A 26,635-nucleotide genomic window follows, 5' to 3' on the forward strand; every position below is an offset into this window, starting at 1 on the left:
TCGTAATGAGTGATAACAAGGAATGACTAAAGTGTGAGCTTCTGTCCATAATGGTGCGCAAAAGCCACTAGCTGGCCCCATCAGTAAGCATTGGACTTAAAAGAAAATAGAAACAAAGCGTTGCCATGCATTCCCAATATCATGAATATGCCGCGGTTGAGATGCCATATGCCGATACAATTTGAAGTGGCCGGTAGGCAGCCAGCGAGTGAAAGGTGACGCTAAAACCGATTTGCACAGCCGCATGCTCGTCTTAGGAGAGCCCAATCATGACCCGGAAATCATGCGCTTGCGAATAAATCACGCTGCGCCGCTCGCTCATTCTGCTGGTTACAGACTCGGCAGAAATAGCGTTGCTCCATCTGATAATAGTGTTGGCCTTGCATCAGCATGGTGAGAAATTGTTGGAAACCTTGCCAGCCTTCAGGTTGTGACTGCACACGTTTCATCACCATTTTGTGTGCGGTGTGTTTACCACAACTACGACAATACGCTTTAGGCATGACGGAGATCTCCTATCCGATTGGTCACTATTGACAGTTGACGCATTTTGCAGCGATAGGTTCCGTAGACATAATTTGTTGTGCAAATTTCGTGACCTATATTTGAAAATTACTCAATAATGCCCAGACAGAGCAAAAAGAAAGCCTCGCAAAGCGAGGCTTGTTCCGTAGAGTAAAATGCACTTATTCCAGTTCAATCAACTGCTTTTTGAAGGTGGCGTGTTGCGCTTTTACCTTCTCATCCGGTTCACCGGTGAGCAGGCTGACCACAACAATCGACAGGGTTGAAAGGATAATTCCCGGTACGATTTCGTACACATCAAACCAACCGCCAGACAGTTGTTTCCAAACCACAATCGTCACACCACCGACAATGATCCCCGATAGCGCACCATGACGGTTCATACGCGGCCAGTACAGGCTCAAGACCAGTGCAGGACCAAACGCCGCACCAAAGCCAGCCCAAGCGTAGGACACCAAACCCAGCACTGAGCTATCTGGCGTCATCGCCAAAAACAGGGCAATCAGCGAGATCAAAATCACCGCGATGCGACCAACGCGGACAATGTCTTCGGAGCTGGCATCGGTTTTGAACACTTGCTTGTAGAAATCTTCCGCGAGTGCCGATGAAGAGACCAGCAGCTGCGAATCCGCAGTACTCATGATTGCCGCCAAAATGGCGGCCAGCAAAATACCGGCGATGACTGGGTGGAACAGCGAGTTCACTAATAGCATGAAGATTTTTTCGCCATCATCCAGACCAATCGTGCCTGATTGAGTAACGAAAATCAGACCCGTTAAACCGACCAGAATCGCGCCAGCCATTGAAAGCCCAGTCCACACTACTGCGATACGGCGCGCCGTGGTCAGATCTTTATTGGAACGTGAGGCTTTGAAACGCGCCAGAATGTGCGGCTGACCAAAATAGCCCAAGCCCCACGCCACCAGCGAGATAATCGCAATCGCCGACAGAGATTCGCCTTTCGCGTCATTCCACAAGGTCAGCAGTTCAGGGTTAATCGCCGCCAAATCGTGATTAAGCTGAGTAAAGCCACCATTCATTGCAGCAATCGGCACGATCATCAGTGCCGCTGCCATGAGCAAGCCTTGCACCAAGTCCGTCCAAGAGACCGCTAAGAAGCCACCAAACAGGGTGTACGACACCACACAAACCGTACCTATGATCACCGCGGTGGAGTAATCCAAGCCGAATACGGTTTCAAACAGTTTACCGCCTGCCACCAAACCCGAACTGGTATAGAAGAGGAAGAACAGCAGAATAAAGAACGCAGAAATGGTCTGGATGAGTTTTGAGTTATCGTTAAAACGGCGTGACAAAAACTCAGGTAAAGTCAGAGAGTCCGTGGTGATGCTGTAGGTGCGCAGACGCTTAGCATTCACTAACCAGTTAGCCCAAGTACCGACGAGCAAGCCGCCAGCCAACCAGAATGATTCAATGCCGGCGGCATACGCGTAGCCCGGCAGACCGAGCAGTAACCAGCCACTCATGTCGGATGCGCCAGCAGAGAGTGCTGCAGGCCATGGCCCTAATGAACGGCCACCCAGAAAGTAATCGGCTGAGTTTTTCGTTCGCTGATAAGCGTAAACCCCAATCGCCAACATCAAAATGAGGTAGACGATAAAGGTGGTTGTAATAGCGAAGCTATTTTCCATTGTGTTTTGTCCTCTTTTTCAAGATCGCCTTTCATGCCCCCTCTTATCCAAAGGGGGCAAACGCAGAAAGGACTAATGAGTATCCACACCTAGCTCCAAGAGCGTCGCGTTTCCACCCACTGCTGTTATATTTATTGTGCGTGTGCGCTCGGTAATAAAGCGCAGTGATAAATGTGGATCATGTGCCACCGGCAAGGTAAGCAGATCCGTTTCTGAAACGAGACTGACAATCGCGCCTGTACGTTTCGCGAGCTGACGGTTGATCGTGGCCTCAACCGACGGGGTTCCGACATATCCAACGCATCTCACATCTGATTCGATCAGTTGGTGATACGCATCGAAAGAAGCAAACTGCAACAAATTTGCCGGAAGGGATGACTGCTGGTAAGCAGCCACTAACGCAGAACTCAACTCTTTATCGTCACTGCAAAAAACGACACTGTTCCCCGCTACGAGTGCAGCAGTCAGTTGAGCCACTGCGGCTTGTTTCGCTTGAATACCGTTATCCTCTTGGATGATCAGGGCAACACCACGCCCTGCGGTATAAAGCTCATTGGTTTCTCCGGTAGGCCCAATCAGTTGGTGCGTATGCGCCAACAAGGTCGATGCCTGTTGAAGATGGTAGGAAATCACTTTTGCCACACCGGGCATGCTGTTTTCCAATAAAGATTTCAACGCGAGTAAACACTCACATTTCGAGTCAAAGTCGGTCAGATTCCAATTTTCCCAAGCAGAAAAAGCGTCTGAAAAACGGGTTACTTGATGCACCATGATACGTCTCCTTGCTGTGGGTTATTGGTATTGCACTTGAGTAAAGCGGTAAAGATAGTGAGGCCCGCCCGCTTTCGGCCCCGTGCCTGACAAACCTTGTCCGCCAAACGGTTGTACCCCCACCACAGCCCCGACTTGATCGCGGTTGATGTAGCAGTTGCCCACTCGAGCATGTTTTTCAATCCAGCGATACGTGGTTTCGTTACGGCTATGAATGCCCATGGTTAAACCAAAACCAGTTTGGTTGATTTTGTCGACGATCTGCGCCAATTCGCGTGCTTTAAACCGAACAATGTGCAAGATCGGGCCAAACTGCTCTTCACTCAGCGCGGCAATGTCATCAATTTCAAAGGCGGTTGGCGCAACAAAGTCGCCATGTTGGCAAGCTTCACTCAAAGTAAGCTGAGCGATTTTCTTCTGGGTTTGGCTCATGTGTTCAATGTGCGCCAACAGTTTCTGTTTGGCTTTTTCATCAATCACTGGACCGACATCGGTTTGATGCAGATGTGGCACACCGACTTTCAGCTCTTGCATCGCGCCCTGAATCAAAGTGATCACGCGATCGGCAATATCCTGCTGCACAAACAGCACACGCAGTGCCGAACAGCGTTGGCCAGCAGAGGCAAAAGCGGAACGCAGCACATCACGCACCACTTGCTCAGGCAGCGCAGTACTGTCGACAATCATGGCGTTTTGACCGCCAGTTTCTGCAATAAATGGCACCGGAGCCGCTTCACGTTGCGCTAACGTTTGGTTAATGCGCTGCGCCGTGGCGGTCGAGCCAGTAAACGCCACACCAGCGATAGCAGGATGAGAAGTGAGTGCGCTACCAATATCTGCACCGCGCCCCGGTAGAAGCTGGATAGTTCCGGCAGGGAAACCCGCTTCTTGCATCAGCTCAACTGCGCGATACGCGATCAAACTGGTTTGCTCGGCAGGTTTGGCAATCACGGTATTTCCGGCCACCAAGGCAGCACTGATTTGGCCAAGGAAAATCGCCAGCGGGAAGTTCCACGGGCTGATACACACAAATACACCACGACCTTGACGGCTAACACGACGTGTTGATCCATCAAAGCTTTCGACACTGAACTCGCCCAGCACATCGACTTGTTTGGCGTAGTAACGGCAAAAATCGACCGCTTCACGTACTTCATCAATGCTGTCGTGAATGGTTTTGCCCGCTTCTTGGTGACACAAGGCCACCAACTCAGGCATATGCTGTTCAAGCAGATCCGCCAGCGCATCCAATTTACTCGAACGCTCCTTAGCATCGAGCGCATTCCAAGTTGCAAAAGCTTGTTGAGCAGAGTCGATCGCAGCGGAAACATGATCAAGGTTAGCGTGAAACACCTGACCGACTTGAATACGGCGATCGTAAGGCGCAGTGACGGGCTCTGCATTGTGATCAGCCTTGATCATGCTTTCGTAATAAGAGTGTCCGCCAATGATCGGTGCAGCTTGCCACTTCTTATCTAACCAAGCGTGGATCTTAGCTTCAAACGGCTTCGCTTCACTCTCAATATCAATGTTGATCCCCAATGAGTTTTTGCGCTCTGCAAAAATTTCCGTTGGCAATGGGATCTTACGGTTATTTAAGGTTTCAAACGCGAGCAGCATATCGACTGGATGCTGAGTCAACGCACCAATCGGGCAGCGAGAATCCACCAAGCGATGGACAAATGAGCTGTTAGCGCCATTCTCTAATAATCGACGCACCAGATAGGGCAGTAGATCTTTATGGCTGCCCACGGGGGCATAAATCCGTACCGACTGCTGATAAGCCGCTTTCGCATGGTGATAAAGCGCATCCCCCATGCCATGCAAACGCTGGAATTCAAAATCTTTGTGCTGCGCCATCACCGCAATCGCGGTAACGGTTTGCGCGTTATGGCTTGCAAATTGTGGGAACAGATTGCCGCGCACACTTTCACTCAGTAGGAAGCGTGCACATGCCAGATAAGAAACATCGGTCGCTTCTTTGCGCGTATAAACCGGATAGCCAGTAAAACCGCGTTGCTGCGACATCTTGATTTCGCTGTCCCAATACGCACCTTTGACTAAACGCACAGGAATGAGATCGCCCTGCTCTTTTGCGAGTGCCGTGAGCCAAACCAGTACTGGCAACGCACGTTTGGAGTAGGCTTGAACCACCAAACCAAACTTGCCCCAACCACGCAGCGTGTCGCTGCGATAGAGCTTTTCAAACAGATGCAGTGACAGCTCTAAACGATCCGCTTCTTCGGCATCAATCGTGATGGCCACATCCAGCTCTTTCGCACGCTCAAGCAGTTGAATAAGTGTGCTGTACAGCTCGGTCATCACGCGATCGGCATTCGCCACTTGGTAGCGAGGATGCAAAGCCGAAAGTTTGATCGAGACCGACGGCGCAGGGCTGGTCTCCAGACCATATTTATCGCGGCCTACCGCTTCAATCGCCATCAAGTAATCTTTGAAATACTTGTGCGCATCGGCAGAAGTCAGCGCCGCTTCACCCAACATATCAAACGAATAGGTATAACCTTTGTCGCGCATTGGGCGACCATTTTTCTGCGCTTCTTCAATGGTGCGACCAAGCACAAATTGATGCCCCATGATCTTCATGGCTTGATGCATGGCTTTGCGGATCACAGGTTCAGTCAGCTTATTCACTAAGCGATTCACCGCTTGCACTGGGCTTGCGGTATCTCCATCTGCTAGGCCAATCACTTTACCTGTCAGCATCAAGCCCCAAGTTGAAGCATTCACGAACACAGAATCTGAATTTTTCAGGTGGGATTTCCAATCCGCAACACCCAAGCGATCTTTAATAAACGCGTCAGCCGTTTCTGCATCAGGAATACGCATTAACGCTTCCGCCAAACACATCAGCAAAATACCTTCTTGGGTATCCAAGCTGTATTCCAAAAGCAGTGCATCAATCATCTGCACCGCTTTTTTATCGCTGCGGATCGCTTCAATTAAGCGCGTGGTTTTCTCCGCCATTGCTGCTTTTTCAGCATGGCTTGGCGTTGCGAGAGGCAATAATTGGGTCAGCCATTGGGATTCGTCCACCATATACAGTGGCGAGATCAGCGACCATAGTTTATCCAGCGGCTGCTCGATAAACGCTGCGTTCAACACATCGGTTGCTGTAAACATGTGGTTTCCTTCATCTCATACCTGACAGATTGAGTCAGGTTTCCTGCAATGGCTGGCAGTGTATTTTGAGCGTGAGAAGAAAACTTGTCAAAAAGTCCTAGTATTTTGTCAATAACTCTGAGTTTTAACAAAACAAAAACAAGATCACACCAATTCAAGCAAGTTTCATCGCCAATTATTTTGCAATTGTTGCAACTCAACAACGACAAAAAGTGAGCAACTCTACACCAATAAGCAGGCAGATGCGTAGTCACTAGGGTTTTGTCACCAAGAGAAAAGGATTGAGGATTGAGTCTTCGCGAGCTCAATAAACGAGGAATTCAAGGATCACTCAAGATTAAAGCGAAGAAGAAAAGCGCCGCTTATATTGCGAAGGTGAAATACCATGCAAACGAGAAAAAGTATGCGTGAACGTACTTTGATTGGAAAAACCCGTCAGCTCTGCAATCTGACCCAAATTAAGTCGACCTTGCTCAATCAACTTCTTCGCCATATCGACGCGTTTGTTCAACACATATTGATGTGGGGTCAACCCCATTTGCTCTTTGAACAAGACATGAAATTGGCTTTCACTTAAGAACACGCTTCCTGCTAACTGTGCAACGGAAATTCGGTGCGCTAAGTGCTGCTCGATATAGCGATCCACCACTTCCATATCAAAGCGAGACTCTTTATGGACACTGGCCAGCGCGCTGATGTGGCGCTGCAAAAGTGCAACAACCGTATCGTTACAAGCTCGGCCAAGCAGCAAGTCGTCAGGACTGGCTTGCATCTCCTGCACCAGCATTTGAATTAAACGTTGGATCTGACCATCGAGTTGAAAATAAACGTCACCGACCGCGAGTTCATTGAGTTTGCGCAGTAGTAGCGGATCATCGTCACTCGGCACTGGCATATTGAGCACCAGAATATCCGATTGCCCCACGACACCACCAAACGCATGATCCGAACCGGATGTCACCACACACCCCTGCCCGGGCCCGACAATATTCCCCATACCACGCACTTCAAATTCAGCCTGCCCTTTCAAGCCAATCACAATTTGCGTGTAACTATGATCATGGCAAGCCATATGTGAAGGCAAAGTGATCAGTTCTGCCGGTTTAGGCGACAAAACTTTGGCAATGGAAGAAGCCTTGCCAGCCTCTGGGGCATGCGATTGAGCCATTTCAACCTCATCAGGTGGGATTTGCGCGGACATGGTATCTCAAATTGCTTCAAAACGAAATCACTCCCATTTAGAGGCTTTGATAGCCAATTACGCACATATTAATAAAAGATCTTGGCTGCAATTGGGTTCAATTCTCATCTCGGAACAATGATCAAGTGCACATAAATTACGGTCAATGTGTACTCAATTTAAAAAACGTTAAAGTAGATCGGAAAACTCAGCTTGCATATTTCTCGAATCTGCTCAAAATGAAAATGCTTAGATCTAAAGTTCAAAAAATCAGTCACCTAGTCCACAGATTTGTGATGATTTCTGACTAAGCGGAATAAAATTTGCATTAATAATTCAGCTATCTACAAAGCTGTCAAAAGTTTGTCTTTCCCACTTTATGTGGCTAAACATAAATATGTTGCAGGGACCTATGATTAAACGTCGCATCCCAGCGCTATTGCTTGCGCTATCCCCTTTATGGGTATCTGCATCGGTGTACGCAGAGGAGGTCACTCAGGCTGACCCCGTTGCGGCTATCGATGAGAAATTGAGTAACAAACAAAATGAAATCAACGCGATTCTCACCGACTACGAGGTGGAAAGCGGTAAACTGCAACAACTGAAAAATGAGCAGAGTCGATTAAAACGTGAAGGCGAAGAGCTAGATGCTAAGCGTAATCGTGCTAAGTCTGAGTTGGACAAACAGTATACTCGCCTTCTTGAAGATCCAGACACCGACCTAGTCACCTTTCAAAAACGCTACCAAGAGGCGTGGAATGCGCTCAAGTCGAATCAATCACAAAAACTCGACAACGAACAAGCGGTGACTGAAATTGAAATGCGTCTGTCGCAAATCAAACAGCGACAAGCGCGTTTGGATACTGAGCTGACCAATTTGGAAGAAGCCAAAATTGAGGCTCGCGTTAAGCGTTTAGCGGCGGAACTGCGTGAAAGTAGCGTGTTAGAAACTACCTTCAAGACGACCTGTTCAACCACCATGACACTGGGTGAATGTGCTAATCAGGGCCAATACCTGACGAAGCAGAAAGCGGTGAAAACTTTCCGTGAAAATCTCATCAATGATGTCACGGAATCCGCGATCGCGAAGCAAAACTTGAAAGGCGTTGAGTTCAATATTCACGTTCAAGAAAGCCAAATGATCCGCTCAGGTTTTGAAGGTAACAACGAATACTTCACCCAAATGCAAGCTCAGCTACAAGCCAAACCAGAAGCTGTCGCGGCGTGTAAACTGCTGAATGTGGAAACCCGTTACTGTTTAAAGGGTGAGTCAGAACAAGCGGCTCCTAAGAAACAAGATAAACAGTGGGCGAACGTGACAGTACGCTCTGATCAATACAATGATTCTGTGACCATTAATGGCGTCAACTATGGTAGTACTCCCGTTGAACTCGTATTACCAGCGGGTAAACACCAAGTCACCGTATCGAAAGAAGGTTATGAAACCTACAATCGTGTGATTACGGTCAATGGCAATGACACGGTGTGGGTAAAACTCAGACCAAACAAAGACAGCTAGCCGCACAAAAATCCAACGATTTCTTGTCGGAATTCACAAACCTGTCGATAAAACGCCATTTTGTCACTAAGTTATTGAAAGATGACTTCTGACAAAATGGCGTTTTCGTTTAGAATGCTCATAACTTAGACTTAATTTCCTAACTTGAAGTAGACCACCATGCGACAAGGGATTCCCGCTTTATTATTAGCACTTTCACCTTGCTTAATGGCAGCACCAGTGCTAGCAGAAGAAGTCACCTCTTCTGTTCTTGCCATTGACGATGCGCTGTTTGGCAAACATACCGAGCTGCAAAATGCCACGGATGCAACCAAACTTCAAAAAGTGGCCGTCGATAACCAACAGGCCGAGCTGAATCGCTTGACTCAGCAAGCGAAAGCTTTGGATGCGGCGCTAAAAACAGCCAAAACCAACCTTGAGCGTGATTATCAAAAAATGATTGATGAGCCGGATCTCGACATCCAGCCATCACAAAACGCGTATCAAGCCGCATGGGCTCAGGTCAAACAGAACCAAGTCGCACGTTTGGATGCTGAACAAAAACTGCAAGAGATGCAGTCGGTATTGGCACAATACCAGGTGCAACAGCAGACCATAGAGCAGAGTATTGCCCTACTCCAACAAGACAAAATGCGCGCCCGCGTGGATAGACTGCGCGAGGAGTTGCAACGTTCTGGTGAACAAAAAGTCAGCTTCACCAATGTGTGTAGTTCGGACATGACATTTGCACAATGTAGCAAACAAACCACAGATTTAGCGTTGCAGAAAGCGGTCAGCCAATTCCAACTTTGGCTTATCGATGAAAGCAGTGAGTCCAACGCGATCAAAGGACAATTGAGTAATGTCTCGCTCAATATTCATCTGCTAAAACATGAAGTGGTCGATTCTGGTTTCTATGACGGCATGCGGTTTAGAAGCATAGTGAATGCTCAACTTGAAGCTCGTCCCGCGGAAAACGCTCCTTGTAAGCTCTTGAATATTGACTCGCAGTACTGTTTCGCGCCCGGTCAAGGTGATATGTCGCAGCAACAACAAGAAGTGGCTTGGATTAACTTAGCCATCCGCTCCAATCAACATGGCGATCGGGTGACCATTGGTGGTGTCAATTATGGCAGTACTCCGGTTGAAGTATTGCTGCCTGTTGGTAAACATCAGATAAAAATTGAAAAAGAGGGCTTCCGCACTTTTGAGCAAGAAGTCAACATCACCTCCGATCAGACCATTCGGGTTAACTTGCATGAAAAGGCGAACCCTTTACGTGTCGGACAAAAATTTGCCGATTCGGGAAAAAGTAAAGTCAGCGCACCAGAGGTGATCACCATTCTACCGGGGCAATATCTGTTGGGCGAAAATGCCGCCAAACAATATAACCTTGATCATGCTTTCGCACTCAGCTCAACGCCCGTAACAGTTAGCCAGTTTGAAAACTTCGTCACTCAAACCAAATACAAAACTGATGCGGAACTCAAAAATCTCTGTATTTCGGTGAATGAATCGGAAATTGCTCCAGTATCCGATAGCGATTGGCGCAACCCAGGTTTCAAACAGAGTAAAGATTCACCCGTTGTGTGCGTCAGCCAGAATGATGCCAAAGCTTATGCTCGTTGGCTTTCTAAAGAAACAGGCTTTACGTACCGTTTACCCACGGAAGAAGAGTGGGAAATCGCCGCTCGTGCAGGCAGCAAAACCGATTACTGGTGGGGCAATAAATTTGGTGCTGGTAAAGCCAACACGGGATGGGCAGGAACCTCTTGGTCTAACAAAAGTACCTCCCCAGTCAAAGCCTTCGCTCCTAACGCCTTAGGGTTTTACGACATGGTAGGTAATGTTTGGGAATGGACTGGCGATTCACGCGGTTTAGCCAAAGGTGGCGCTTGGAGCTTCTCGCCTGAAATGGCAAAAGCCTATAGCGAGCTTTTTGTTGGCCCAACAACGGCGGCCAATTATGTCGGTTTCCGAGTATTGCGCGAGCTGTAATGTTGACTCAAACAATTATGCATAAAGGGGGGGATTTCCCCCCTTTTTCATTTGTACCGCGTTCGGTAAAGTACAAACCAGAGCATGAGTTGCATGACTGATGCTTGGTATCAATATGATACCTCTGTGTGTTCAGCAGACCCTCGCTGGATTCATGGAACCTCTTCTACACGTCGACAAGATATGTTTCTTGTATTTATGCCAGCCCGTCTTCAGGCTGGCTTTTTTTCATCCAAACAGTCCCCGAATAGGCAAGATAAGCTTACAATCGACCCTGCTCTTGGTATCATATCGCCGCATTTCCAGTGGAGGATATGGCGTGCCTAACCATCTGACATTAGAGCAGATTTCTTTATTCAAACAATTACCCGGTTATTGGGGATGCAAGGACTTAAACTCGGTTTTTGTGTATGCCAACCAAGCCTATGGCGAATTGATCGGCTTAAAGCGCGCTGAAGATTGCATCGGGCGCACCGATTTTGAAATGCCTAGCCCAACAGCAGCTTGTGCTGCCGAATTTCAACAGCAAGATCGCTATGTGATTGAAACGGGGCATTCCGTCAAAGTGCTCGATATTCATCCTTACCCTGATGGCCACTGGCATGCGCATATTTTTACCAAGACACCGTGGCGTGATAGCCAAGGCAAGATCCAAGGCACCATTTTCTTCGGGCAAGATTTAACCGACACTGCGATTCTTGAAGTTGGTCATTGGGTCTGCCGAGCAACTGGGTTATCCACCTCCACCACATTTAAATCGGTCGCCGATCGCGATACCTTGAAACTGACCGCACGTGAATCTGAAGTCCTATTTTTGCTCTTGTATGGTAAAAAGCCGCAACACATTGCACGAGTAATGGGGATTTCGATTAAAACGGTGGAAGGGTATGAGGCCAAACTACGCAGTAAATTTGGGGCATTGAGCAAAGACCAACTGATTGACCTTGCTTTAGATCGGGGATTCGGCTCAGTCATCCCGAAAACCTTGCTTAGAAAGCAACTTTCCGTTGTGCTGAGCGATCACACGATCCCAAAAAAAGTTGACGTTGTCGCCCAGTAAGCAACAACGTCAAGCTGATTGATTGGGCTTATGGCGCCAGTCTATCGACTGTCCAATTGTCATCTTGCCGCGAATACAAGAAGCGATCATGCAGACGATGTTCACCACCCTGCCAAAATTCCAGACTTTCCGGTTTGATGCGGTAACCGCCCCAGAAGCTAGGCACAGGAATTTCACCGTTTGCAAACTTCTGCTTAAGCTCAAGATACTTGCCTTCCAATACTCCACGAGCAGAGATTCGGCTACTTTGGTGGCTAGCGATTGCTGCTATCTGGCTCTCTTTCGGGCGCGACATGAAATACTTCATGTTTTCCATGGCGGTCAGTTTTTCCGCCACACCTGTGATATGCACTTGACGTTCTAGCGGATGCCAAGGGAAATGGAGGCTAATTTTGTTATTGTGCGCAATATGCTGCGCTTTGCGGCTTCCCAAGTTGGTGTAAAACACAAAACCGGCATCATCGACATTTTTCAGTAGCACGATACGCTGAAAAGGTTGCCCGTGTTCATCTACCGTCGCAACCGTCATTGCGGTTGGGTCGGACAAGTTGGCGTCAATTGCTTGCTGCAACCAAAGATTGAACTGGTCAATTGGGTTGGCCTGCAAATCTTTTCTTCTTAGACCACCATGAATGTATTCGCGGCGAATATCTGAAAGATCCATTTCTGCTCCTCACTGATTTTTGCCCGATTGTGCGCCTATCCCGCTGATAACTCAAGCGAGCAAAGTGATGCCAAGGCCGACAAAATAAGATCACAAATTCTAAAAATTAAGTAATTTATTAAAATGCTGAATAGGCCTTTCGCCGCAGATAGCATATCCTTAACAATTATTGGCCCACGTAATAAAATCAACCAACTACCAATGGTGTGAACAGGAACCACTCATGAGCAATCGCAGTTATAACAAGCTCACCGCCGAAGAATTAGACTATGTGGACGATAAAACCGCCGCACTGCTACTCAATACGCCGCACAGCGCACGAATCATTCTCTGGGTCATGGTGGCATTTTTTATTCTAGCGATTGCTTGGGCGTCATGGGCAGAAATCGATAAAGTCACGGTCGGCCAAGGTAAAGTGGTTCCCTCCTCACAAGTGCAAGTGATCCAAAACTTGGAAGGGGGACTGGTCAAGCAGATCCTCGTCCGTGAAGGTGAGCAAGTCCAAAAAGGCCAACAGCTTATTTTGATCGACGACACACGCTTTCGCTCCGATTTTCGCGAGCGCGAGCAGCAAGTTGCAAACTTAACCGCCAGTGTTCTACAACTTTCTGCTTCCATTTCAAGCGTCATTATCGATGAGAATTTTGAAGAGAAGAACTGGACAAATAGCGTACAACTTGATTACAGCAAGCTTGCTTTCCCTCCCGTATTGAGTGACAGCCAGCCAGATTTGGTTGAACGCCAACGAGATCAATATCGCCAAGATCTCGATAACCTGCGCAACCAATTGTCCGTTCTCTCTCAACAAATCAAGCAGAAACAGCAAGATTTGATTGAAGCCGAAGCGCGAATCATCAACCTTCGCCAAAGTTATGATTACGCGAAAAAAGAACTCGACATCACTGAGCCTCTCGCCAACGAAGGCGTAGTCCCGAGAATTGAACTGCTGAAACTACAGCGCCAGTTGAATGATACTCGCCGAGAGTTAACCTCCACTGAGCTAAAAATTCCCGTACTCAAATCCGCGGTCCGTGAAGCGATGCTCAGTCGAATTAATGCCGCGCAAAAATTCCGAACTGAGCAGCAAGATAAACTCAACCAAGCGCAAGATAAGCTCTCATCTCTCACTGAATCGGCGGTCGGCCTCGAGGATAAAGTGAACCGTACGGTAGTGGTTTCCCCCGTAACAGGCACCGTAAAAACCCTTTATGTGAACACGGTAGGTGGGGTGATTCAACCGGGAATGAACATCATCGAAATCGTACCGACTGAAGACACTCTATTGGTCGAGGCTCAAATTGCGCCGCAAGACATCGCCTTTCTGCGCCCAGATCTGCCAGCTATTGTGAAATTTAGTGCTTATGATTTCACGCGCTATGGTGGCTTAGAAGGCACGCTCGAACACATCAGTGCGGACACTACACAGGATGAGGAAGGTAATAGTTTCTATTTGGTTCGCGTACGCACTAAAGAAACCACTCTCGGGCATGATCAAAATTTGCCGATCATTCCGGGAATGACCGCTTCTGTCGACATTATTACCGGTAAAAGAACTGTATTAGATTATCTGCTGAAACCGATTTTAAGTGCGCAAAGCAATGCGCTGAGGGAATAGCCCGTCCTATGAAACGTTGGATTGTGCTGTCTCTGGCTATCTGTGCCTCCTCACTCTCGCTAGCGCTCACAAGCAAAGAGCAACAGTGGGTAGATGCGGTGAAGGCAACGTATGGCCAGCGAGCAGGCAAACGCGTCGAAACATGGCGTCGCAAAATGGCTGAGCTCGCTCCCGCATCAGAGCAAGAGCAATTAAAAGAAGTGAATGCCTTTTTTAATCAGCTCAACTTTGTCAACGATATTCACCTATGGGGCTCGAAAGACTACTGGGCGACACCATTAGAATTTCTCGGTAGCAACGCGGGAGACTGTGAAGATTTCACAATTGCGAAGTATTTCTCGCTGTTAGAACTCGGTGTATCAGATAAGAAACTTCGTCTCGTGTATGTTAAAGCCATTGAGTTAAATCAATTTCATATGGTGTTGGCGTATTACTCCACTCCGAGTGCCGAGCCAGTGATTTTGGATAATATCAACCCACAAATTAAACCTGCGTCGAAACGTAAAGATCTACTGCCGATTTACAGCTTTAACGGTAAAAATTTGTGGTTAATGAAATCGAATAACGGTCAATTGGCTGGGGACTCTTCGAGACTCAGTTTATGGAATGATTTAAGAGCACGAGAGCGCTCACTGAAATTAAATAAACCTCTAGTTAGCTATGATGAGTAGGCACTATGACGCTATACAAACAACTAGTCGCAGGGATGATTGCGGTGTTTATTCTGTTGTTGATTTCGGTTTTTACTATCGAATTCAACACCACTCGCAACAGTCTTGAACAACAACAACGTTCTGAGGTCAACAACACCATCAATACGGTGGGTTTGGCTTTAGCGCCTTATCTGGAGAAGAAAGACACCATTGCGGTAGAGTCAGTCATCAATGCGCTGTTTGATGGCAGTAGCTACTCAATCGTACGTCTGATTTTTCTCGATGACGGCACGGAAATCCTGCGCTCATACCCTATCCAACCCAATAATGTGCCGGCTTGGTTTACTCAGTTAAATCTGTTTGAGCCCATCCATGATCGGCGTGTTGTAACCAGTGGTTGGATGCAATTGGCGGAAGTAGAAATCGTCAGCCATCCTGGTGCGGCTTACGCTCAACTCTGGAAAGCATTAATTCGTTTAAGTATCGCGTTTTTGGCGATCTTAGTGATTGGTATGTTTGCCGTCGCCTTCATTTTGAAGCGCTCTCTAAGACCACTACAACTCATCGTCAACAAAATGGAGCAGGTTGCTAACAACCAATTTGGTGAGCCTCTACCGCGCCCCAACACTCGAGATCTGATTTATGTAGTAGATGGCATCAATAAGATGTCTGAACAGGTCGAGAAAGCGTTTAAAGCCCAAGCCAAAGAGGCGCAGCAACTGCGTGAACGTGCTTATCTTGACCCTGTTTCTCATCTTGGCAACCGAGCATACTACATGAGCCAATTGAGTGGCTGGCTCTCTGAAAGCGGCATCGGTGGTGTAGCCATCCTACAAGCTGAATTCATCAAAGAGCTTTATGAAGAGAAGGGCTATGAAGCCGGTGATGGCATGGTGCGCGAACTGGCGGATCGCCTTAAAAACTCCATCACCATCAAGGATATCTCTATCGCTCGTATCTCCACTTACGAGTTCGGTATCATCATGCCTAACATGGATGAAACTGAGCTCAAAATCGTGGCAGAGAGCATCATCACTTGTGTGGACGACATTAACCCTGATCCTACTGGTATGGCGAAAGCCAATTTATCGCTTGGCGTGGTAAGCAATAAGCGTCAATCCAGCACCACAACGCTCTTGTCCCTGCTGGATAATGCGTTGGCTAAAGCGAAATCCAATCCTGAGCTGAACTACGGCTTTATTAGCAGTGATACTGATAAAATCATCTTGGGCAAACAGCAGTGGAAAACTCTGGTCGAAGAGGCAATCCATAACGACTGGTTTACTTTCCGCTACCAAGCCGCCAACAGCAGTTGGGGAAAAACATTCCATCGCGAGGTCTTTTCTGCGTTTGAGAAAGACGGCGTGCGTTACACGGCAAACCAATTCTTGTTTGCCCTTGAACAGCTCAATGCTAGCCATATCTTCGATCAGTACGTGATTGAACGAGTGATTCAACAGCTTGAAAAAGGCGAACTGACCGATCCACTCGCGATCAACATCGCACAAGGCAGTATCTCTCAACCGAGCTTTATCCGTTGGATCAGCCAAACCTTAAGCAAGCATCTTTCTGTGGCCAACTTACTGCATTTTGAGATCCCAGAAGGCTGTTTCGTCAATGAACCGCATTACACTGCGCTATTTTGTAACGCAGTACGCAATGCAGGGGCGGACTTTGGGGTAGACAACTACGGACGTAATTTCCAATCTCTCGACTACATCAACGAGTTCCGTCCTAAATACGTCAAACTGGATTATCTGTTTACTCACCATTTGGATGATGAACGCCAGAAATTTACCCTGACCTCAATCTCGCGCACCGCGCATAACTTAGGGATCACCACCATCGCATCACGGGTTGAAACACAGACTCAGCTCGATTTTCTTTCAGAACATTTCATCGAAGTCTTCCAAGGCTTCATTGTTGATAAGTAACCAAGGTCAGAGGCATGCAAGATACGTTACTCAATTCGCTGGTGTACGTAAGCCGTTATTATGGTTTAGCGAATTCTCCTGAAGCACTGATCAACGGCTTACCGTTGGCTGACGGCAAGCTCACGCCTTTTCTGTTTCCTCGCTCGGCGGAAAGAGCTGGGCTGATCGCAAAAGAAAACCGCGCGCCGTTAGACCAAATTCCTCATCTGGTGTTTCCTGTGGTATTGCTGCTCAAAGGCGGTGAGGCCTGCGTACTCAATAGTATCAATCAGGAAACGCAAGAGGCTGAAATTGTTACCGCAGAGTCGGGGTTAGTCCCCGTCGCTTACTCGCTCAGTGATTTAGAAGCGATGTATATTGGCCGTTACTTTATGGTCAAAAAGCAGTTTCGCTTTGATGAACGCTCACCAGAAGTCCTGAAACCCAGAGATGGGCACTGGTTTTGGAGCACCATCTATAAATCCAAGCATATTTATCGCGATGTGTTGATCGCGTCACTACTGATTAACTTGTTTGCCGTTGCAGCGCCGATGTTTTCACGGATTGTGTACGACAAAGTCGTCCCCAATTTGGCTTTTGAAACCTTGTGGGTGCTCTCTAGCGGCATCTTAGTGATCTTTTTGTTCGATTTCGTATTTAAAATGCTGCGCAGCTACTTCATTGATGTCGCAGGAAAAAAATCGGACATTCTGATCTCTTCCAAACTGTTTAGTAAAGTGATGGGCATCCGCATGGAGGCTCGCCCACCTTCGGTTGGTGCTTTTGCTCGCCATTTGCAAGAGTTTGAATCGATTCGTGAATTTTTTACATCCGCGACGATTTCTTCACTGATTGATCTGCCATTCGCCCTGCTCTTTTTAGTGTTGATCTGGTTAATGGCTGGACATTTGGTGTGGGTGCCTGTGATCGGTGTCCTGATTTTGGTGATTTACTCATTTCTCATTCAAAGCCGCTTAAAACGGGCAATTGAAGAAGGCTCAAGACTCGCCTCACAAAAGTACGCCAACCTCATCGAAAGCTTAGCAGGACTAGAAACGGTGAAGCTGTTTGGCGCGCAAGGACAATTCCAGTACCGCTGGGAAGAAGCCGTAGCGCACATGGCGAATTGGAACATTAAAAGTCGCCGTATCACCGATAGTATTCAAAACACCGCCGGTTTTGTGCAGCAAGCAGCCAATATCGGCATGATCATTGTCGGGGTCTACCTGATTTCCAACGGTGACCTGACCATGGGTGGACTGATTGCCGCAACGATGCTCAGTGGCCGTGCGATTGGCCCCTTAGTACAGCTCTCACTGCTTTCAACCCGTTACAACCAAGCCAAATCTTCTATGACTATCATTGAACAAGTGATGTCGATGCCTGATGAACAGGAGGAAGGCAAACGCTATATCCATCGTCCCATCATTCAAGGCAAGATTGAGCTGGACCGCGTGACTTTCCATTATCCAAATTCACCTATCGCCTCCGTCCGTGATTTAAGTCTTACCATCCATCCGGGTGAAAAAGTGGCGATTATTGGTCGAATTGGTTCGGGTAAAACCACGCTTGAGCGCTTGATCATGGGCCTGTACAAGCCAACTGAAGGGCATGTGCGAATTGATGATACGGATATCTCACAGCTGCATCACATCGATATTCGCCGCAATATTGGCTGTGTACCGCAAGACAGTGTGCTGTTTTATGGCTCGATCCGCGACAACATTACGCTCGGTCGCCCACTTTCCGATGATCGTGAGGTAATGGATGCGGCCAACCGAGCGGGTGTTACGGTCTTTACTCAACAAGATCCTGCGGGTCTAGAACGCCAAGTGGGGGAAGGGGGTATGCTGCTCTCGGGTGGTCAACGTCAATCTGTGTCGATTGCGCGCGCTTTCCTTGGCCGCCCTCCCGTCTTACTGATGGATGAACCCACCAGCGCGATGGATAACCGCTCAGAAATGCACATTAAGCAACAACTTAGCCAACTCAAGCCAAGTGAGACGCTGATCCTTATCACCCACAAAACCTCGATGCTGGATGTGGTTGACCGCGTTATTGTGATGGAGAAAGGCTGCATTATTGCCGATGGTCCAAAGCACGAAGTGCTGAATGATCTGCGCCAAGGTAATGTACGCGCAGTGCAATAGTTTGGTGTCATTCAATAGACGTGCCTCTCACACGGTTTAGCGATGAAAAAGGGAACTTAACGTTCCCTTTTTTATTATTCCGCAGATTTATTACTCCACAGACAGATTGCACGACTCCGCTTCCGTTAGCGGACTTAAATACCAATATCTTCCGCTTCCAATAGTGAAGAGAGCTTAATTTCGTATTGGTTAAATTTGAAAATCGAGGCGCCGTGTTCTCGCTTGGTCAGCACTTTCTCATCACCAAACTGAATCGTGACATGGGTAAATACTTTATTTTTCGCTTCCACCGTATTTTCCAATAGCTGCTGCTCAAACTCTTCATTGAGCATATCCAAAGCAAGTTTGATTTTTTCCATCTGGGTCGACGCGTCTGCTTTCGCGGTTTCTATTTCTTGAGCTTCTTCATCGCTACGTTCTGCTTTCGGACGTTTTTTAAACTCGATTTCACGCCGAATCAACGCCATTGTCGTGTCTTGAGCTTGCTTATAAAGCTCTTTGTGTTTGTTGATTCTCTCTTTATAACTTTGGTAACGCGCAAAAGCCTCAACATGAGTCGCCGTGTCGCCCTCCACACCGAGATTAAAGCAGAGCACTTTCCCACCCACTTTGGCGTTTCCTGCACTGAGTGTGCCTTGGGTCATTTTACTGTCGAGCACCGTCAAATCATTTCCGCAACGGATAATATTGCCAATGCTGTGTACGCCAAGATGGATAGAATCCGCCGCTTGTAACTCAACATACTGCGCGTAGTTAGCGCGAATACTGCCGCCAGATTTCACCACGCAGCTGCGCTCTTCATCATCCGTCACCATGTGTCCGATGATGCCTTTACCGACGTCTATATCGCCTTGTGCTTGAACGTTAGCAGATTCAATAAAACCGCCAACCGTAATCGACCCTGTAGCGCGAACGATCATGCCCGGTTCAATATCCCCAGCAATCACGACATTACCTTTAAAGCGGATATGCCCAGTGGCCACACTGACATGATTTAGGCAAAGCGCACTGTCCACTTCTATGGTGTTCTTTTTAATAAGGGGCATACCCGCTTGGCTGGCGAGCAATAAATTAGGATCATTGGGAGAAATATGAGTACCTTTACCCGCCACCAAAGCGGATTCTTTACCAGGCTTAGGTGGGATAGGTTTGCCCTGAACGGTGTAACCCATCTCGCCTTTGGTCGCAGGCAAACGGCGCATCACAGGATCATTTTCACCAACCGTGATGGTTTCTCCTAAGTTGCGCATATCGAGTTTATTTTCACCCGCTTTCTGCTGAGGGCGCAGCACGCGCTTCGAGACGTCTTCGACTAATGGAACAAATTGAGTATCACGCCCTTGAATGGGCTCCTTGCCACGAGCGACAGGCTGAGTAAACACCTCACCGGGTTTTAATTGGCCACTCACCAGTAGTACTTTTTTCAATGCCAGTTTGTTAATTCCTTTCAGCACGCTGGCTTGTGCTAGAGCATGAACCAGTTCATTACCGCGTAGACCGCGTCCGCCATAAGCTCCAGTGACGACCATGCTGGCTAGCATTTCTTTCTCACCAAGCACAACAGAAACCGTCGAGTTACGCACTTCAGCAATCACGATACCTTCAAACGCAGCGCGCTTACTTTCTTTCACACAATTGATAAAACGAGTGACTTCCTCATCCAATATGAACAGTTTACCCGCTCCAATTTGTGCCAACACCATAGGCAGTTCGCTGCGATTGAGCTCCTTAGCGGCACCTTGTGCACCTAATTTTGCAATCACTTTCTGTCTATCTGGCGTGAGTTCGAGTATCTCTTTCCACATAACGCTTTATCTTTTACGGTACAGAATATCCATGAATTGAGTGTATAAGAAGAATACAGATAGCTAAACTACGCAGCCTGCAAATTCAGGCTTAGGTCACTCTGTAAATCACCAAAAAGAGTCATTTATAAACTAAGCGGAAGGGTGTAGATGAGAAAACGGGCACCTTTTTTCGCCCGCGAAATCGTCAACGAGCCGCCGTTTACACTGTAAACCGTACGGCAAAGGTCAGTAAGCCATGCCAACAAAATAATAACGTCAGCTAGGCAGAGAATACTGCAGCGTATCTTTGCGAGCGAAGGAGTATACTGCAGTCACTCGGCGGCCTTGATTCGAGTATTCCAAGGACTCACACAACTGGGTCGCAAGAAGAATACCTCGCCCATAGCTTTTCTGATTGCTTGCGTCCTTTAATGCTTGGCAATCAAACCCTTTACCACTGTGTTCTAAATCGATTTCGATACGCTGCTTATCAGGTTGATAATTGACTTTGAGGATTAGCCAATGGTATTCGGGTAAGGTTTTCAATCGTTTATCACGTAACTGATAGAATTCAAAAAAACCGTCCGGTGTTTCTTTCAACGAGGAATCGAGCTCCAATAGCCCGTGCTCTATGGCATTGGCAAAGAGTTCTGAAAGTACTGAACAGAGTAAGTCGAGATCCTCACCACCGCTGACAATCCCGGTTAAAAAACGGCGTACTTCATTCATCAGGGAAATTTTACGCAGAACATCGGCTGGGAAATGCAATTCTGTCTGTAGGGGGATGCAGCTCAATACCACCTTAGGTAAGGCTTTATCGCTCGAGTTACTGTTGGTGATGGGGAACGTCATGGTCAAGATAGAGAGATCATCCCCTTTGCCCCGATTAGAAAATTTTTTTACCGCATCATACAACGTCGGAATCAAAGCCTCGGAATAGGCCTTTGTGAGAACGTGTTCAAGACGCTCTTGGCCAAAGTACTCTCCTTGTTCGTTCATCGCTTCGATAATGCCATCGGTATAGCAGACCAGCTTTTGGTTAGGCTCTAGTTTGAAATGCTGCACATCCGCTTCAAATTCATTGGAAGGCAATACCCCAAGCGGCATATGGTTGGAGATTAAACGACTCACAATATTCCCATGATGATCAAGTAAATATGCCTCAGGTAAGCCACCTCCCCACCAAGAAATTTCAAAGCCATTAGCGCGAACTTCAAACACGCTGGCAGCCAACATCATTCCAACGGGCAAAAAACGCTCTAGAGAGTGATTCAGCTCAATCACCATCTCTCCCAGCGATAAACCCTTTTGTGCAGTGGAAAAGAAAGTTCGGGTTGCGGGAATCGTCGAGATCGCCGCAGGTAAACCGTGACCTGTGGCATCTGCAATCATCACATAGACTCCGCCGTGAGGCCGATTCGCGACCACAATCAAATCGCCATTAAAAATAGTCGATGGTGTAGAGATGTAATGGATCCCGAAAATGTGCTCAACTTGATGGCACATTTCTTCCATCAAATTAGTGAAAATCGATTCTGAAATCGCGTAATCATACTGAACTTGCTCACGGAAATGGCGCAGCTCATCACGTTGTTCCATAACCTCATTGTGCATCTTCACAATGCGATAATGTGCCTGTACTTTGGCAATGAGCACGCTACGCTCAACCGGTTTTAGGATGAAATCATCCCCCAGTGCCAAACACTTTTCAAACGAATCGCGATCGTCTAATACCGTTAGAAAAATGATCGGGATATGGTGCTTCACAAACGCTTGGCGGATCTCTTTAGCGGTAACAAATCCGTCTTTAATCGGCATCATCACATCAAGCAGGATCACATCGGGCAGGATTTCCATTTCACGCATTGCATCAATCGCTTGCTGCCCATCTTCAAAAGTGTCTATGTGTGATGCGATGTGCGCCAAGATAAATCGGCACAATTCACGGTTAGTACCGTGGTCATCCACTATCATTACTCTCACCGCTATCTCTCCTTATGAGCGATTTATTCGATATCGAATTTCTTATTAAAGCGCGATATCAGGAGGATTTTTCTTACCTGAGGTAAGACATTGACAATCCGAATCGCGCCGTCCGCTTGCTCAAGGTATTTCTGCATATTGAGCAACATGCCAAGCCCAGCACTATCGATATAGTCGACTTTGCGTAAATCTATGGTGAATCGGTGATCATGCCGTTTGGCATAACTTGCACGAAAATCGTGGACAAGGTTGAAGCAAAAAGCACCTTCAATCGAAATGGTAATGTGTTTATTGTGACTATCGATGTCCGTATGCACACTCATGGTGATCTCCTAAAATAACTCAACTTCGCCTTCATCTATGCTGTGCTGATTAGCAGCCAATCCCCCACGGTTACGTGAGCGTTCTTGTAATGCCTCAATATTTTCAATAAGTTGCTGTACATTACGTGAATTAGATTGTACCGCTTTCAGTAAGCCGGACGCTTCTTGTAAAAAGGTGATTGAGCCCAATGCATACTCGCCTTGTTGATAGACTATGTCCGTAAATTGCAATGCTCGAGTACCTTCACGAACTTGTTGAGTGAGCTGTTGACCTAGCCGTTGAAGTTTATTCACTTCTTGTTCTATCTCGGTATTCAGTTGCTGGACACCACGCAGCATGTAGTCCACTTTTTCCTTAGATTCAATGGCTTGAGTCATATCGAATGAGGCCATTTCACCCACTGTACGATTTGCGATATCCACCGTGTCTTGGGCGACTTTCATTTCTGTTTCAATCTGCGTATTCAAATTAGCGGCCTGAATAGAGAGATTACGGACTTCTTGTGCCACTACGGCAAAACCGCGTCCAGCCTCGCCCGCTCGCGCCGCTTCAATGGCGGCGTTTAGCGCCAGTAAATTGGTCTGCTCAGACAAGCTGCGCACTTGATTCAGCAGTTTAAAAACCATATCCAGCTTTTGCGACATATCGTGAATGCTGTGTACGGCAGAGATACTTTTTTCTGACACATCCACCAAGATTTGCACAAACTGCTGAATGATCGCTTCGGTCTTCGGTAACACCTGCATCAGATCAAACTCACTGCCTTGGTTGGCCATTAAGTTGTCCACTAGTTGAGTGGAGACTGAAGATTGCTCTTCACTCACTCTTTGCAAACCAAAGAAACTGTTGTTGAGCGTCTCCGCTGAACTATTGATTATAAGGCGCTGTTTTTCTAAAGGTTCTGCAACACGCTGAATGTTTTCTTTTAAAACCTGCTCAAGCAGGCTGAGAGCCTGTTGTTGCTCTGAAGATAAGCGGACATCGTCCGTTGGTTGAGCTGTTACGATACTCGGTTGTGGGCCCCCCCCCGCCAACCATGGCAGTAATCCAATACAGATAGCGATCAATCCTAACCACCAAATCTGCCCAAACTGAAAAATCACCAGCAGCAAGAGTATTTGCCCAATCAGTATCGCAGTTATTTTGTGTTTTCTCGTTATCATCCTAAACCTCTCGACGTCTTTCTGCTCTTATGCGTACTGATGTTATGCGTGCTTCTTTTGTAGTTGTTCAACAATCCAAGTCGCCATTGCCCCTAAAGGTTTGATGACATCGGCAGCCCCCAGCTCGATCGCTACTCGCGGCATGCCCCAAACCACGCTTGATTGCTCATCCTGCGCTGCGGTCGCCGCTCCTTGTTGATGCATCGCCAACATGCCTTTCGCGCCATCTTGTCCCATGCCGGTCAACAAAATCCCCATCGCTTTACTGCCTACATGCTGAGCAATTGAATCAAACATTACATCCACCGAGGGTTTGTGCCGATTCACCGCAGGTCTGTCATCTAACTCAACATAAAGTTTGCCAGCCCGTTTCACGACCACGATATGCTTATCGCCTGGAGCGAGATAGGCGCAGCTACTCTCAAGTGCTGTCGTTGGTTGTGTCACCTCTTGTACATGGAGAGCGCTGCAGTCATTTAACCGTTTCGCTAAGGAGGCCGTAAACTGCGCGCCAATATGCTGAGTCATGACGATAGGAGGTAAGCCAGAAGGTAATGCTGCGAGGACTTGTTTGACAGCCTCCGTACCACCAGTAGAAGAGCCGATAGCAATCAACTGGTAATCGGTGGAAACTCGCTCCGTAATGGGCGCTGAAACCGTCGCACTCTGCACAAACCCTACATTGGCTTGTGCCGCCATTTTGATTTTGTCATTCACCAAGTTTTTATAATTGAGCATTTCAGCCGGGTTATCTGAAGAAGGTTTGGGGAAATAATCCACAGCGCCTAACTCAAGAGCCGCCAACGTTGCTTCCGCACCGTGCTGGGTTAAGGTGGAGATCATCACCACAGGTAATGGATGAAGGCGCATCAGATTTTTAAGAAACTGCACACCATTCATTTTGGGCATTTCAACATCTAAGGTCACCACATCGGGTTGATAGTGCTTAATCAGTTCACGCGCTTGGTAAGGATCTTCTGCGCTGGCCACCACTTGCAACGCGGGGTCGCTATCAATCAACTGGGTTAATAAAGCCCGAAATACCGGAGAATCATCCACGATCAAGACTTTGATTTTTTTCATTGAAACAACTCCACATCGTCAGAGGGAATTTGCTTATCTATGCTGTGTTGATAGAGTTCTTCATCCTGTTTAATTGCATGCGCCGAACTAAATCCAATGCGTTTTACCCATGCCTGCCCGGTCTGTGGATCAAACAACAATTTTCGCGGTTGAGCGCCTCCCAAATCTTGCGCCACGACGTTTAGCTTTTCACGTTTGGCATACTCAAGCACAAACTCGACGTTTTTTTCCCCAACCAGCGACTGATACCCCATTAAGTGAGCGCCACCAAACAGTTTAAACTTCAATCTCTCTCGCTCTGCCCCCATGGACAATAACCGATTAATCAAGACCTCCATTGCATAACATCCGTAGCGAGAAGAGTCCGACAATAACGCTTGTGGATGCCAATGTTGGCTTTCAAATTGGTTATTAAAAGGCAGCAAAAAGTGGTTCATACCTCCCACTTTCATCTCAATATCCCAAGCACAAGCAGACACACAAGAACCCAATCCAGTATGAATAATTTCTTGATCGGACGTAGCGTAGACGCCTCCCGGCATCACTTTGACCCAATGCCGATGATCACTAGGGTGGTTGAAGCGATAATATTGGCCATTCGCTTCTTCCTGTTTTAGTTTGCGCTTAGTGGCAAGTTTACTGTCTGACATAAACAGTATGTCCTAGATGATGGAAAAGCGAACTGCAACGACCAACACTCTCTGAATGCCCTAGCATCAGTACGCCACCCGGCTTGAGTTGCTGGTGAAAACGTTCAATCAACTGTTCTTGGGTCGGACGATCAAAATAGATCATCACATTACGGCACAAGATAAGATCCAGCTTCTGTTTAAACGGCCATTCCTGAATCAGATTCAATTGGTGAAAGTCGATATAGCGTTGCAAACTCTGTTTAATCTTCATATTGCCTTGCTGATCTTTGACCCCACGGACGAAACAACGACGCAAATACCGTTCAGGAATCGAGCTTTGCGATTCAATGGGATAAATCCCCAAACTCGCTTTCTCTAACACTGCCGTATCCAGATCGGTTGCCCAAATTTTGATATCCGGACAAAAGTTCATGACTCCCGCATGATCTAAAACCGACACTAAAGTGTAAGGCTCTTCACCGGTCGAACATCCCGCTGACCAAAAACGCAGTTGGCCTACCCGCTCTTTACTCCACTCTGGAACCAATACTTTTTCAATAAATTCAAAATGATGGCTCTCACGGAAAAATTCTGTTTTGTTGGTGGTCAAGGTATTAATGAAGTGAATGCGCTCCTGCTCATCACTTTCAATCAGCTCACGAAATTGTGTAAAACGGCGTAAACCCTTACGGCGCATCTGCCGACTCAAGCGGCCATACACCATGGTACGCTTGGAATCCGGGAGATAAATTCCGACCGTTTTATGCATAAACCATTGAATAAATTTGAAATCTTTATCTGTGAGTTCAAATTCTTGCTCATTGACCGCCAACATACGTTATC

General features: G+C 47.3%; 20 protein-coding genes. 7 read left to right on the forward strand and 13 right to left on the reverse strand.

Annotated features, from left to right (window positions below; genetic code table 11):
* Positions 1 to 281: 281 nt before the first annotated feature.
* From F0316_RS16740 to F0316_RS16760, 5 genes are all read right to left on the reverse strand, one after another.
* Positions 282 to 503, reverse strand: coding sequence for a hypothetical protein (locus F0316_RS16740; RefSeq protein ID WP_001123610.1), 222 nt, complete (start codon positions 501 to 503; stop codon positions 282 to 284).
* A gap of 183 nt (positions 504 to 686) precedes the next feature.
* Positions 687 to 2,177, reverse strand: coding sequence for a sodium/proline symporter PutP (gene putP / locus F0316_RS16745; RefSeq protein WP_149560742.1), 1,491 nt, complete (start codon positions 2,175 to 2,177; stop codon positions 687 to 689).
* 72 nt (positions 2,178 to 2,249) lie between these two features.
* Complete coding sequence (locus tag F0316_RS16750) at positions 2,250 to 2,948, reverse strand: 1-pyrroline-5-carboxylate dehydrogenase (RefSeq protein ID WP_149560743.1); 699 nt, start codon at positions 2,946 to 2,948, stop codon at positions 2,250 to 2,252.
* Between the two features lie 21 nt (positions 2,949 to 2,969).
* Positions 2,970 to 6,089 carry a bifunctional proline dehydrogenase/L-glutamate gamma-semialdehyde dehydrogenase PutA gene (gene putA, locus F0316_RS16755; RefSeq protein ID WP_149560744.1) on the reverse strand — a complete coding sequence of 1,040 codons (3,120 nt, stop codon included), beginning with the start codon at positions 6,087 to 6,089 and terminating at the stop codon, positions 2,970 to 2,972.
* 337 nt (positions 6,090 to 6,426) lie between these two features.
* Positions 6,427 to 7,290 carry an AraC family transcriptional regulator gene (locus F0316_RS16760; RefSeq protein WP_149560745.1) on the reverse strand — a complete coding sequence of 288 codons (864 nt, stop codon included), beginning with the start codon at positions 7,288 to 7,290 and terminating at the stop codon, positions 6,427 to 6,429.
* A 391-nt stretch (positions 7,291 to 7,681) separates the two neighbouring features.
* Here F0316_RS16760 and F0316_RS16765 point away from each other — a divergent pair, with 391 nt between their 5' ends.
* The 3 genes from F0316_RS16765 to F0316_RS16775 all read left to right on the forward strand — a co-directional run bounded on the left by F0316_RS16765 (position 7,682) and on the right by F0316_RS16775 (position 11,825).
* Positions 7,682 to 8,788: a PEGA domain-containing protein gene (locus F0316_RS16765; RefSeq protein WP_000596058.1), complete on the forward strand. Its 1,107-nt coding sequence runs from the start codon at positions 7,682 to 7,684 to the stop codon at positions 8,786 to 8,788.
* A 159-nt stretch (positions 8,789 to 8,947) separates the two neighbouring features.
* Positions 8,948 to 10,765 (forward strand): SUMF1/EgtB/PvdO family nonheme iron enzyme, encoded by a 1,818-nt coding sequence (locus F0316_RS16770; protein WP_001882860.1) that lies wholly within the window; start codon positions 8,948 to 8,950, stop codon positions 10,763 to 10,765.
* A 319-nt stretch (positions 10,766 to 11,084) separates the two neighbouring features.
* Positions 11,085 to 11,825, forward strand: coding sequence for a helix-turn-helix transcriptional regulator (locus F0316_RS16775; protein ID WP_001132600.1), 741 nt, complete (start codon positions 11,085 to 11,087; stop codon positions 11,823 to 11,825).
* 28 nt (positions 11,826 to 11,853) lie between these two features.
* On the opposite strand, the gene pdxH is transcribed toward F0316_RS16775, so the two are convergent.
* Positions 11,854 to 12,489 (reverse strand): pyridoxamine 5'-phosphate oxidase, encoded by a 636-nt coding sequence (gene pdxH, locus F0316_RS16780; protein WP_000365909.1) that lies wholly within the window; start codon positions 12,487 to 12,489, stop codon positions 11,854 to 11,856.
* Between the two features lie 223 nt (positions 12,490 to 12,712).
* Between pdxH and F0316_RS16785 the strand changes: the two genes are divergently transcribed.
* Genes F0316_RS16785 through F0316_RS16800 form a run of 4 tightly spaced genes read left to right on the forward strand, consistent with a single transcriptional unit; the run spans position 12,713 to position 18,820 of the window.
* Entirely contained in the window at positions 12,713 to 14,104 is a 1,392-nt protein-coding gene (locus tag F0316_RS16785; protein WP_000071265.1) for an HlyD family type I secretion periplasmic adaptor subunit, read from the forward strand.
* A gap of 8 nt (positions 14,105 to 14,112) precedes the next feature.
* Entirely contained in the window at positions 14,113 to 14,775 is a 663-nt protein-coding gene (locus tag F0316_RS16790; protein ID WP_000832895.1) for a transglutaminase-like cysteine peptidase, read from the forward strand.
* A gap of 5 nt (positions 14,776 to 14,780) precedes the next feature.
* On the forward strand, positions 14,781 to 16,691 hold the full coding sequence (locus F0316_RS16795; RefSeq protein WP_000177439.1) for a bifunctional diguanylate cyclase/phosphodiesterase: 1,911 nt from the start codon (positions 14,781 to 14,783) through the stop codon (positions 16,689 to 16,691).
* A gap of 14 nt (positions 16,692 to 16,705) precedes the next feature.
* The gene (locus F0316_RS16800) at positions 16,706 to 18,820 is read left to right on the forward strand and encodes a type I secretion system permease/ATPase (RefSeq protein ID WP_001154355.1); all 2,115 of its coding nucleotides are present in this window, start codon (positions 16,706 to 16,708) and stop codon (positions 18,818 to 18,820) included.
* Positions 18,821 to 18,954: 134 nt separating this feature from the next.
* Here F0316_RS16800 and F0316_RS16805 read toward each other — a convergent pair whose 3' ends face one another.
* The 7 genes from F0316_RS16805 to F0316_RS16835 all read right to left on the reverse strand — a co-directional run bounded on the left by F0316_RS16805 (position 18,955) and on the right by F0316_RS16835 (position 26,627).
* A complete protein-coding gene (locus F0316_RS16805; RefSeq protein ID WP_149560746.1) occupies positions 18,955 to 20,625 on the reverse strand; it encodes a DUF342 domain-containing protein in 1,671 nt (556 codons plus the stop codon).
* A gap of 258 nt (positions 20,626 to 20,883) precedes the next feature.
* Positions 20,884 to 22,581, reverse strand: coding sequence for an ATP-binding SpoIIE family protein phosphatase (locus F0316_RS16810; RefSeq protein WP_000634467.1), 1,698 nt, complete (start codon positions 22,579 to 22,581; stop codon positions 20,884 to 20,886).
* Positions 22,582 to 22,613: 32 nt separating this feature from the next.
* The gene (locus F0316_RS16815) at positions 22,614 to 22,913 is read right to left on the reverse strand and encodes an STAS domain-containing protein (RefSeq protein ID WP_000110728.1); all 300 of its coding nucleotides are present in this window, start codon (positions 22,911 to 22,913) and stop codon (positions 22,614 to 22,616) included.
* A gap of 9 nt (positions 22,914 to 22,922) precedes the next feature.
* Entirely contained in the window at positions 22,923 to 24,077 is a 1,155-nt protein-coding gene (locus F0316_RS16820) for a methyl-accepting chemotaxis protein (RefSeq protein ID WP_001891101.1), read from the reverse strand.
* 42 nt (positions 24,078 to 24,119) lie between these two features.
* Entirely contained in the window at positions 24,120 to 25,160 is a 1,041-nt protein-coding gene (locus tag F0316_RS16825) for a protein-glutamate methylesterase/protein-glutamine glutaminase (RefSeq protein ID WP_119788230.1), read from the reverse strand.
* Positions 25,157 to 25,810, reverse strand: coding sequence for a chemoreceptor glutamine deamidase CheD (cheD, locus tag F0316_RS16830; protein ID WP_001284062.1), 654 nt, complete (start codon positions 25,808 to 25,810; stop codon positions 25,157 to 25,159). The genes F0316_RS16825 and cheD overlap by 4 nt, the downstream gene beginning before the upstream one ends.
* Positions 25,797 to 26,627, reverse strand: a complete 831-nt coding sequence (locus F0316_RS16835) for a CheR family methyltransferase (RefSeq protein WP_000881719.1) — start codon at positions 26,625 to 26,627, stop codon at positions 25,797 to 25,799. Before F0316_RS16835 ends, cheD begins: the two co-directional genes overlap by 14 nt.
* Positions 26,628 to 26,635: the final 8 nt, after the last annotated feature.

The organism is Vibrio cholerae, from assembly GCF_008369605.1.
GTDB classification, from domain to species: Bacteria; Pseudomonadota; Gammaproteobacteria; order Enterobacterales; family Vibrionaceae; genus Vibrio; species Vibrio cholerae.

What these genes read in the sequence shown, in the direction of transcription:
- F0316_RS16820 (WP_001891101.1), bottom strand. Translation starts at nt 24,077, where the DNA reads ATGATAACGAGAAAACACAAAATAACTGCGATACTGATTGGGCAAATA.
- F0316_RS16740 (WP_001123610.1), bottom strand. Translation starts at nt 503, where the DNA reads ATGCCTAAAGCGTATTGTCGTAGTTGTGGTAAACACACCGCACACAAA.
- F0316_RS16835 (WP_000881719.1), bottom strand. Translation starts at nt 26,627, where the DNA reads ATGTTGGCGGTCAATGAGCAAGAATTTGAACTCACAGATAAAGATTTC.
- F0316_RS16750 (WP_149560743.1), bottom strand. Translation starts at nt 2,948, where the DNA reads ATGGTGCATCAAGTAACCCGTTTTTCAGACGCTTTTTCTGCTTGGGAA.
- F0316_RS16785 (WP_000071265.1), top strand. Translation starts at nt 12,713, where the DNA reads ATGAGCAATCGCAGTTATAACAAGCTCACCGCCGAAGAATTAGACTAT.
- F0316_RS16770 (WP_001882860.1), top strand. Translation starts at nt 8,948, where the DNA reads ATGCGACAAGGGATTCCCGCTTTATTATTAGCACTTTCACCTTGCTTA.
- F0316_RS16795 (WP_000177439.1), top strand. Translation starts at nt 14,781, where the DNA reads ATGACGCTATACAAACAACTAGTCGCAGGGATGATTGCGGTGTTTATT.
- F0316_RS16825 (WP_119788230.1), bottom strand. Translation starts at nt 25,160, where the DNA reads ATGAAAAAAATCAAAGTCTTGATCGTGGATGATTCTCCGGTATTTCGG.
- F0316_RS16800 (WP_001154355.1), top strand. Translation starts at nt 16,706, where the DNA reads ATGCAAGATACGTTACTCAATTCGCTGGTGTACGTAAGCCGTTATTAT.
- cheD (WP_001284062.1), bottom strand. Translation starts at nt 25,810, where the DNA reads ATGTCAGACAGTAAACTTGCCACTAAGCGCAAACTAAAACAGGAAGAA.
- F0316_RS16810 (WP_000634467.1), bottom strand. Translation starts at nt 22,581, where the DNA reads ATGATAGTGGATGACCACGGTACTAACCGTGAATTGTGCCGATTTATC.
- F0316_RS16805 (WP_149560746.1), bottom strand. Translation starts at nt 20,625, where the DNA reads ATGTGGAAAGAGATACTCGAACTCACGCCAGATAGACAGAAAGTGATT.
- F0316_RS16790 (WP_000832895.1), top strand. Translation starts at nt 14,113, where the DNA reads ATGAAACGTTGGATTGTGCTGTCTCTGGCTATCTGTGCCTCCTCACTC.
- F0316_RS16765 (WP_000596058.1), top strand. Translation starts at nt 7,682, where the DNA reads ATGATTAAACGTCGCATCCCAGCGCTATTGCTTGCGCTATCCCCTTTA.
- F0316_RS16815 (WP_000110728.1), bottom strand. Translation starts at nt 22,913, where the DNA reads ATGAGTGTGCATACGGACATCGATAGTCACAATAAACACATTACCATT.
- putP (WP_149560742.1), bottom strand. Translation starts at nt 2,177, where the DNA reads ATGGAAAATAGCTTCGCTATTACAACCACCTTTATCGTCTACCTCATT.
- putA (WP_149560744.1), bottom strand. Translation starts at nt 6,089, where the DNA reads ATGTTTACAGCAACCGATGTGTTGAACGCAGCGTTTATCGAGCAGCCG.
- F0316_RS16760 (WP_149560745.1), bottom strand. Translation starts at nt 7,290, where the DNA reads ATGTCCGCGCAAATCCCACCTGATGAGGTTGAAATGGCTCAATCGCAT.
- pdxH (WP_000365909.1), bottom strand. Translation starts at nt 12,489, where the DNA reads ATGGATCTTTCAGATATTCGCCGCGAATACATTCATGGTGGTCTAAGA.